This window comes from bacterium, from assembly GCA_030654305.1.
GTDB lineage: Bacteria > Krumholzibacteriota > Krumholzibacteriia > LZORAL124-64-63 > LZORAL124-64-63 > PNOJ01.
The window spans coordinates 1-7,442 of sequence record JAURXS010000242.1 but is presented as its reverse complement, the minus strand read 5'-3'; the positions used below and the strand labels follow the sequence as shown (position 1 = coordinate 7,442).

Sequence of the window (7,442 nt, the reverse complement as noted above, 5' to 3'; positions counted from 1 at the left end):
GGGAACTCGGGCTCCGGCGACTTCATCTACTCGCAGTTCTGAACGACCTGCCCGGCGGCGACGGACGGCCGCGAGGGCATTTCGACTTGACCACCGGCGTCCCGCGATGGGACCCTCCGCGTCGTTCGGCGACCGGACCGCACATCCAGATGGAGTGGGAACCATGCCAGGAATCCTGGGCCTGATCGGTTCGCTCGAGATCCCCCCGCACCGACTGTCCCGAGCCGCCGCGACCCTGGACCTGCTGGGGCGCACGCCCGCCAGCACCATCGGGAACGGCGAGTTCACGTTCGTCACCGCGGCGCTGCCGGACCCGCCCTTGTCCGGCGCCTTCCACGACGAGGACGCCGATTGCGCCGGCTGCTTCGCGGGCGACCTGCACAACCGGGACACGATCCCCTGGCCGGACATCCTGCGCTGCTGCCGCGAACGGTCCACCGACTGGACGGACGGCGCGGAGGGGCATTTCGCCGCGGCCGTCTATCACAAGCGCGATCGGCGGCTGGACCTGTTCTCCGACCATTTCGGCTGCCACCCGATCTTCTACGCCAGGCACGGGCGCGGTCTGGTGTTCTCGACCCAGCTCGCGGCCTTCGTCCGGCTCGGCGTCGGGGGCGGTTTCGACCGCGAATGGATGCACCGGTTCCTCTACTTCGGCTACTGGCCCGGCACGGGCACCTTCCTGACGGGCGTGAAGCGGCTGCCGCCCGGCACCGTCCTGCACTTCGACGCCGCGAGCGGCGAGCTGGAGACGCAGGCCTACGAGCCGCGTTTCTCCGGCCGCGAGCCGCCGCTGCGGGGCCGGGAGGCGCTCGACGAGGCGCTGGCCACGTTCCGGCGCTGCGTGCCGCCCATGTTCGGGCACGGCCGCAAGGTGCAGTTCGCCCTCTCGGGCGGGCTGGACAGCCGCACCCTCTACGCGTTCCTGCCCGCGGGCGTCGAGCACGCGGCGTTCACCTACGGCATGGCGGGCTGCGACGACCAGCTCGAGGCCGCGGCCACCGCCCGCGGGCTGGGCATTCCCCACCGCCAGCTCTTCTTCGAGGCGCCGTACCAGCGGGAGCTGCCCGCGGCGATCCGCGAGACGGTGTGGCTGTCGGGGGGGCTGGCCTGGATCAACCGCTGCATGCTGCCCGCCGTGTACCGTTTCGTGTCCGAGGAGCCGGGGCCCTCGCCGATCGTCTCCAGCGGCATCGCGCTCGACACCCTGTTCCGCGGCCACAACAACGCCCGCGGCGACCTGAACACGCTGCTGGCGACGGGCGACATCGCCTTCACCGATCCCGCCTACGCCGAGATCGTCCCCGGGGACGAGCTGGCCCGCTTCCGCGAGGTCAACGCCGCGTGCGCCGACGACCTCGCGCGCGAGCACGGGCGGCTGTCGCGATCGGAGTCCTACCTCTCCTACACGGCCTACACCCTGTGCCCGAGCTATTTCACGGCCGACCTGGAGATCGGCGGGCACTTCGCTTCGCTGCGCGTCCCGGGCTACGACCGCGCGATCGTCAAGCTCGCCTACGAGATCGAGAACAGCACCATCTACCTCTCGAAGTTCCTGCCCCACGACCTGTTCGACGAGTACGTCCTGCAGGCCTTCCTCATGTCCAGCCACCCGGGCCTGGCGCGCGTCCCGCTGCAGGGCCTGCCCCTGAGCGTCTTCCTGCGCCGCGACAAGTTCCAGTACCACGTCTACCGGCTGCTCAAGCACGGCCCCCGCCGCATCCGTCGCCGGCTGTCGTCCCGCGGCACGCGGACGCCGATCGAGGACTGGGGCGACTGGTTCGCCACCGTGCTGGCCCCCGACATGCGCGCCATCCTCGGCCCGGGCTGTGCGGTGGCCGAACACGTGCGACCGGGCGTCCTGGAATCGTACCTGGAGCAGAATCGATGGCCCTGGCTGGCGAAGCTGGCGACCGTCGAGCTGATCATGCAGCTGATGGGGAACGACTGGGAGCTCGACAAGCTCCTCTGCCCGGAGACGGGCGGCGGAATCAGCGGCTGACGCCGTTCCGGTCCGTGAGCAGGTACGGTGCGAGGAGCGTCGCGAGGTCCCTGGAGAACTCCTGCGCCTCTTCCCGCCTCAGATGGCTGCCGTCGTAGGTCCCGTACTTGTCCTTCGCCGCGGGCAGCCAGATCCCGCCGGCCGCCCGGAAGGACTCGGCGAGCCCCCGTTCGTCGAACCCCGTGAGCGAGTCCTCCAGGGCCTCCATCTCGAGCGACGTGGGCGGACGGCAGGCGAACACGCGGATGCCGCGCGACGTCCACTCGCCCGTCTGCGCGATCAGGTCCGCGATGAGTTCCCGCGACATCGAACGTCCGGCCAGCTCGGAGCGGTACAGGACGAACGCCTCGCGCGGGGCGGGCGGGCGGCGGTCGGAACCAATCCAGCCGTCGGCGTGGAATTCCTGCTCGTAGTAGGTGTGGGGTTCGATGTCCAGGACCGCGGACACGAGATCCGACGGCCGGCGGGGCTGCAGGAAATCCACGGCCGCGGGGAAGTGCAGCTTGAGGTAGACGTCGTCGGCCGACTTGTCCAGGAACTCCCGGTACTGGGTGTTGCGGCTCTTAGCGTCGTAGAGCGCCAGCGGCGTGATGCCGATCAGCACCGCGCGGATCCGGCCGTCCGGGTTCAACCGGTCCTCCGCGTCGGCGTACATCTCCCGGTTCAACCCGCCCGCGTTGTAGGCGAAGTTGAAGATCCGCAGCTGCGGCAGCCGCTCGGCCATCGCCGACGGCGAGACGCCGCGCAGCGTGCGGGAGTCGCCGATGACGATGAGGTCGGGGTCGGTGCGCAGGTGCGTCTTCTGCAGGTAGAAGCGGTAGGACTGCGTTTCCTTCGCGAACAGCAGGTTGGTCGGCGCGGGCAGCAGCCACGTCAGCAGGCAGGACAGCCCGGCCCCGAGGACGATGGTGACGAAGAAGCGTTCGCGCAGGAGCATGTCCCGTCCTAGAACTGGAAGTAGATGAACCGCGCGCCCGGGCCGCGGAACACGACCGCGGCGGCGAGGATCAGCGCATACCCCAGCGGTTCGCCGTACCGCGGCCACCAGGCGCGGGTCCGGAGCCTCCCCGCCGGATCGAAATCCGCCGCGATCCCCAGGGCGCACAGCACGAGCAGGTTGAGCGCGTTGATGCCGCCCAGGGCCTGCTTCAAGACGTCCAGGCCGGGGGGCGCCGCGAACATGCGCGCGATGATGCCGGCCGCCTGCTCCAGCGACGCGGAGCGGAAGACGACCCAGGTCACCAGGATCTGGAGGACGAGCGCCGCGTGGACCATGACGCGGCCGGCCGGCAACCGGCGCAGCCGTTTCGGCCAGCGCGTGAGCTGCTCGACCGACATCCCGACCGCGTGCAGCCCGCCCCAGAGGATGAACGTCCAACCGGCGCCGTGCCAGAGCCCGCACAGCAGCATGGTCACGAGCGAGGCCGCCGGGTAGGCCAGCCGCATCTCCTGCTCCACGGTGGCGAGGTTCAGCTTGGCCACCCGGCGCAGGATCCCGTTGATCGTGGGCATGAACAGGTAGTCGCGGAGCCACGTCGACAGCGACATGTGCCACCGGGTCCAGAACTCGCTGATCGACGTCGCGAAGTAGGGCCGGTTGAAGTTCACGGCGAACTCGTAGCCGAGCAGGCGCGCCAATCCGCGGGCGATGTCCGTGTAGCCGCTGAAGTCGGCGTAGATCTGCACCGCGTAGCCGGCGACGATCAGCCACCAGAACACGCTCGAGTCCGGCGCGTCGCGCAGGGCGAAGGCCGCGTTGATGACGGGAGCGAGCCCGTCCGAGACCACGGCCTTCATGAAGTAGCCGCGCAGCAGCAGCTTCAGGCCCGCCCAGCGGTCCTCCGGCGTGGGGCGCCGGTCCGTCGCCAGCTGCGGCATCAGCAGCGCGGCGCGGTTGATCGGCCCCGCCAGCAACTGCGGGAAGAAGGAGAGGAACGCGAAGTAGTGCAACGGGTCGCGGGACGCCGGCAGTTTCCCGCGGTGGACCTCGAAGGTGTACGTCAACGACTGGAACGTGTAGAAGCTGATCCCGATCGGCGCCAGGGAGAGGAATCCGGGCTTGCCCTCTCCCCCCGCTCCGGGGAGCCAAGCGCCGCCGGTCAGGGCGGCCAGGTTGGCCAGCAGGAAGTCCGCGTACTTGTAGGCGACCAGCAGGCCCAGGACCACCGTCAGGTCGACGACGAGCCAGCGGTTCCTGCGGCCCGACCGTTCCATCGCCAGCGCCGTCAGGAAGCTCGTGGCGGCCACGGCCACCAGCACCGCGATGCAGCGCCAATCCCACCAGCCGTAGAACACCAGCGAAACGGCGGCGATCAGGGCGTGGCGCGCCCGCCGGCGCATCGCCACCGCCGGCCAGACCGCCAGCACGAAGATGACGAGCAAGAAGAAGATCGGAGACGTGAACAGCATCCTGGTTTCCCCGCTGGACGACCTCATCCGGACCGGTGGCCGCCGATGTTATCGGCGACCGGCACACAATTCAACGCATTTGCCGGCCCGGGGACGACCCCGTTGACGGCAGGCGTCTCCCTGTCGAATAATGGCGGTCGATTCGGACCGCGCCCCCACAAGACCCGGGAGGGTCGTCATGACCGTCAGCCGTCCCCTGCTCTGCTGCCTGTTCCTCGCCCTCGCCGCGACCGCCGCCGCCTCCGACACCGTCACCATCGCGCCCCTGCAGTGCGGCGACGACGAGCGCGAGGAGGGTGCGGGCGCCTGCCCGCAGGAGACGAAGTTCACGGCCGGCATCGTCTCGACCGCCCTGCACCTGAAGGTGGGGGGCGAGGCGGCGGGCTGCGACTCGGAGTGGGCGACCAGCCTGGAATTCGGGCTCGAGGCGGTGCCGGCGCAGCAGCCGGTGGTCTCGGCCGTGCTGATCGTGCGCAAGACCGGCTACTCCGACGACTCAGAGGGCTTCCCCTACGTCGGCGTCTTCGCCTACCCGGCGACGGGCGCGCCGGTGACGGTGGGCCGCGACGAGTTGACCCCCGACACGATGCTGGACGTGGTGTTCCCGTCGTCGGCCAACGTCGACCTGAGCTTCGACGTCACGGCGGCGGTGCAGTCCCTCGTCGACGCCGGCGCGGCGCGGGCGGGCTTCCTGCTCGCGGGCGTCTACTCCGAAGTGGGCTACGAGGACTGGATTTCCGTCGGGGGAACGGCCTACGCGGTCCCGCCGCGCCTGGTCGTCGTCTACGAGGGCACCGTCGCGGCGCCGGCCGACAGCTGGTCCGCCGTCAAGGCCGCCTACCGCTGACCGGCGGTCCCCACCAGCAGGTTCACGGAAGCCGGCCCGTCGTGGCCGGGTCCCTCGTGCTGGACGACCTCCAGCCGCTCGGTCCGCTCCCAGATCACGCCCGGGAATTCCCCGCGCACTTCGTCGAGGTCCTGCAGGAGTTCGAGATCGGGCGGGCCCCCGGTGCCGCGGCCGAGCTGCTCCTTGGCGAACGAGACCACGACCAGGCGGCCCCCCGGCCGCAGCGCCGCCGCGGTGCGGGCGTGGAGGCGGGCGCGCCCGGCGGGCCATTCGTGGAAGAAGCAGAGCACGGCCAGGTCGTAGGGCGCGTCGTCCCAGGCCGTCGACCCGACGTCGCCCAGGAGGTAGGTCAGGGTCACGCCGCGCTCGGCGGCCAGGGCCAACGCCTTGCGGCGGCCCTCGGCGGACGAGTCCACCGCGACGACCTCGTGCCCCAGGGAGGCGGCGTGGACGGCGTTGCGCCCCTCCCCCTCGGCCAGGAACAGGGCCCGGCCGGTCGGCAGGCCGGCGATCGCGGCCCGCACCAGCTCGTTGGGCTCGGTGCCGTAGAAGTAGCGGGCGGGAGCGTATTTGTCATCCCAGCGGTTCATGCCGACCATGGTAGCCCGTCCGCCGTCACGCGGCCAGCACCGTGCTGTGAGATTTTCACGTTGAAAGCGGGTTCTCGACCCGTGTAGATTCGCGCACTACGGACCCAACCGTCGTCAGACCCCGAGGAGAACGAGCATGGCCATCAAGAGGAAACTGGGCATCGTCGGCGCCGGCAACATCGGCGGCATCCTGCTGTTGGAGATCGCCGCCCGCAAGCTGGCGCGCACGATCGGCATCGTGGACATCAAGCCCCCGGCGGTCGCGGCCGGCAAGGCCCTGGACGTGGCCGAGGGCACGCCCATCATCAACGCCGACGTCAACTTCGTCGCCTCGCGCGACTTCAGCGCGCTGGAGGGCTGCGAGTGCGTCATCAACACCGCCGGCGTGCCGCGCGCCATGCGCCCCGACGGCACCTTCCCGTCGCGCGAGGAGCTGCTGGCCACGAACCTGCAGATCGCCGACGCGGTCGCCGACGGCATCAACATGTACTGCCCCGACGCCTGCCTGGTGAACATCGCCAACCCCCTGGACGCCATCGTCTACCGCCTGCACCAGAAGCTGAAGAAGCCCAAGCACCGCATCTCGGGCATGGCCGGCGTGCTGGACACCGCGCGCTACCGCCTGTTCATCGCCCAGGAGGCGGGCGTGTCGGTGGAGAACGTCGAGGCGATGGTCCTGGGTGGCCACGGCGACACGATGGTGCCGATCCGCAGCTGCACCCGCATCGCGGGCATGCCGGTCGAGCAGTTCATCAGCAGCAAGCGGCTCGATGAGATCGAGGACCGCGTGCGCAAGGCCGGCGGCGAGGTCGTCAGCCTGCTGGGCTCCGGCTCGGCCTTCGTCAGCCCCTGCTGGGCCACCCTGGAGATGATGGAGGCCCAGGTCCACGACAAGAAGAAGATCCTGCCGGTGGCGACCCTGCTCGAGGGCGAGTACGGCGTCCACGGCCTGTTCATCGGCGTGCCGGCGATCATGGGCCGCGGCGGCATCGAGAAGGTCATCGAGGTCAAGATGACCCCGGCCGAGAAGGAGCTGTTCAAGGCCTCGGTCGAGGCCGTGCGCCAGACCGCCCGGGAAGTCGACCGCATGGGCGCGGAGATGGACAAGGCGAAGAAGGCGTCCAAGACGCCGGCGGTGAAGAAGGCGGCCGCGAAGAAACCGGCGGCTGGAAAGAAAAAGTAGCTGCAAGACAATGCGTTACGGAAAAGCCCCTGCCGGCCGGCGGGGGCTTTTCCCCGCCCAGGCCGGCCTCGGCGCTGTTCCTGGACCTGATTTCATGTTAAGATTTCGTACCCGCCGCAATCATCCTTGGCGTCCGCGACCCTCACGAGGCTGGAGGCCCCGATGTCCATTCGCCCGAATCCCCTCGGCCGCGCCCTGACCGCGGCGGCCCTGCTGTTCGTCCTGTGCCTGGCGGTCGCCGCCTCGGCCGAGAACCCCAAGTACGCGCTGGTGCGCGTCTCTTTGGACGCCCCGCAGGTCGAGGCGGCCCTGAGGGCCAACCCCGGCCTGGACATCGTGGCCCGCAAGCCCGGCCACCACGTCGAGATCGTGGCCCTGCCGAAGGATCTGGCCTGGCTCGACCAGGCCGGC

The 7,442-nt window shown here is 70.1% G+C and carries 7 protein-coding genes; 4 read left to right on the top strand and 3 right to left on the bottom strand.

The features are described from left to right. Positions 1-163: 163 nt before the first annotated feature. On the top strand, positions 164-2,002 hold the full coding sequence (locus tag Q7W29_06780) for an asparagine synthase-related protein (GenBank protein MDO9171519.1): 1,839 nt from the start codon (positions 164-166) through the stop codon (positions 2,000-2,002). Here Q7W29_06780 and Q7W29_06775 read toward each other — a convergent pair. Beyond that, positions 1,992-2,939, bottom strand: coding sequence for a hypothetical protein (locus Q7W29_06775; GenBank protein ID MDO9171518.1), 948 nt, complete (start codon positions 2,937-2,939; stop codon positions 1,992-1,994). The two genes, Q7W29_06780 and Q7W29_06775, sit on opposite strands and share 11 nt — an antisense overlap. 8 nt (positions 2,940-2,947) lie before the next feature. Continuing rightward, positions 2,948-4,411 (bottom strand): MBOAT family O-acyltransferase, encoded by a 1,464-nt coding sequence (locus tag Q7W29_06770; GenBank protein MDO9171517.1) that lies wholly within the window; start codon positions 4,409-4,411, stop codon positions 2,948-2,950. Positions 4,412-4,589: 178 nt separating this feature from the next. On the opposite strand from Q7W29_06770, the gene Q7W29_06765 reads away from it, so the two are divergent. Next, positions 4,590-5,258, top strand: a complete 669-nt coding sequence (locus Q7W29_06765; protein ID MDO9171516.1) for a hypothetical protein — start codon at positions 4,590-4,592, stop codon at positions 5,256-5,258. On the opposite strand, the gene Q7W29_06760 is transcribed toward Q7W29_06765, so the two are convergent. Then, positions 5,249-5,848 (bottom strand): methyltransferase domain-containing protein, encoded by a 600-nt coding sequence (locus Q7W29_06760; GenBank protein ID MDO9171515.1) that lies wholly within the window; start codon positions 5,846-5,848, stop codon positions 5,249-5,251. The genes Q7W29_06765 and Q7W29_06760 overlap by 10 nt on opposite strands. 136 nt (positions 5,849-5,984) lie before the next feature. Here Q7W29_06760 and Q7W29_06755 point away from each other — a divergent pair, with 136 nt between their 5' ends. Beyond that, positions 5,985-7,031, top strand: coding sequence for a malate dehydrogenase (locus tag Q7W29_06755; protein ID MDO9171514.1), 1,047 nt, complete (start codon positions 5,985-5,987; stop codon positions 7,029-7,031). 162 nt (positions 7,032-7,193) lie between these two features. Continuing rightward, positions 7,194-7,442: hypothetical protein (locus Q7W29_06750; protein ID MDO9171513.1), on the top strand; the 249-nt coding region annotated here is incomplete at its 3' end.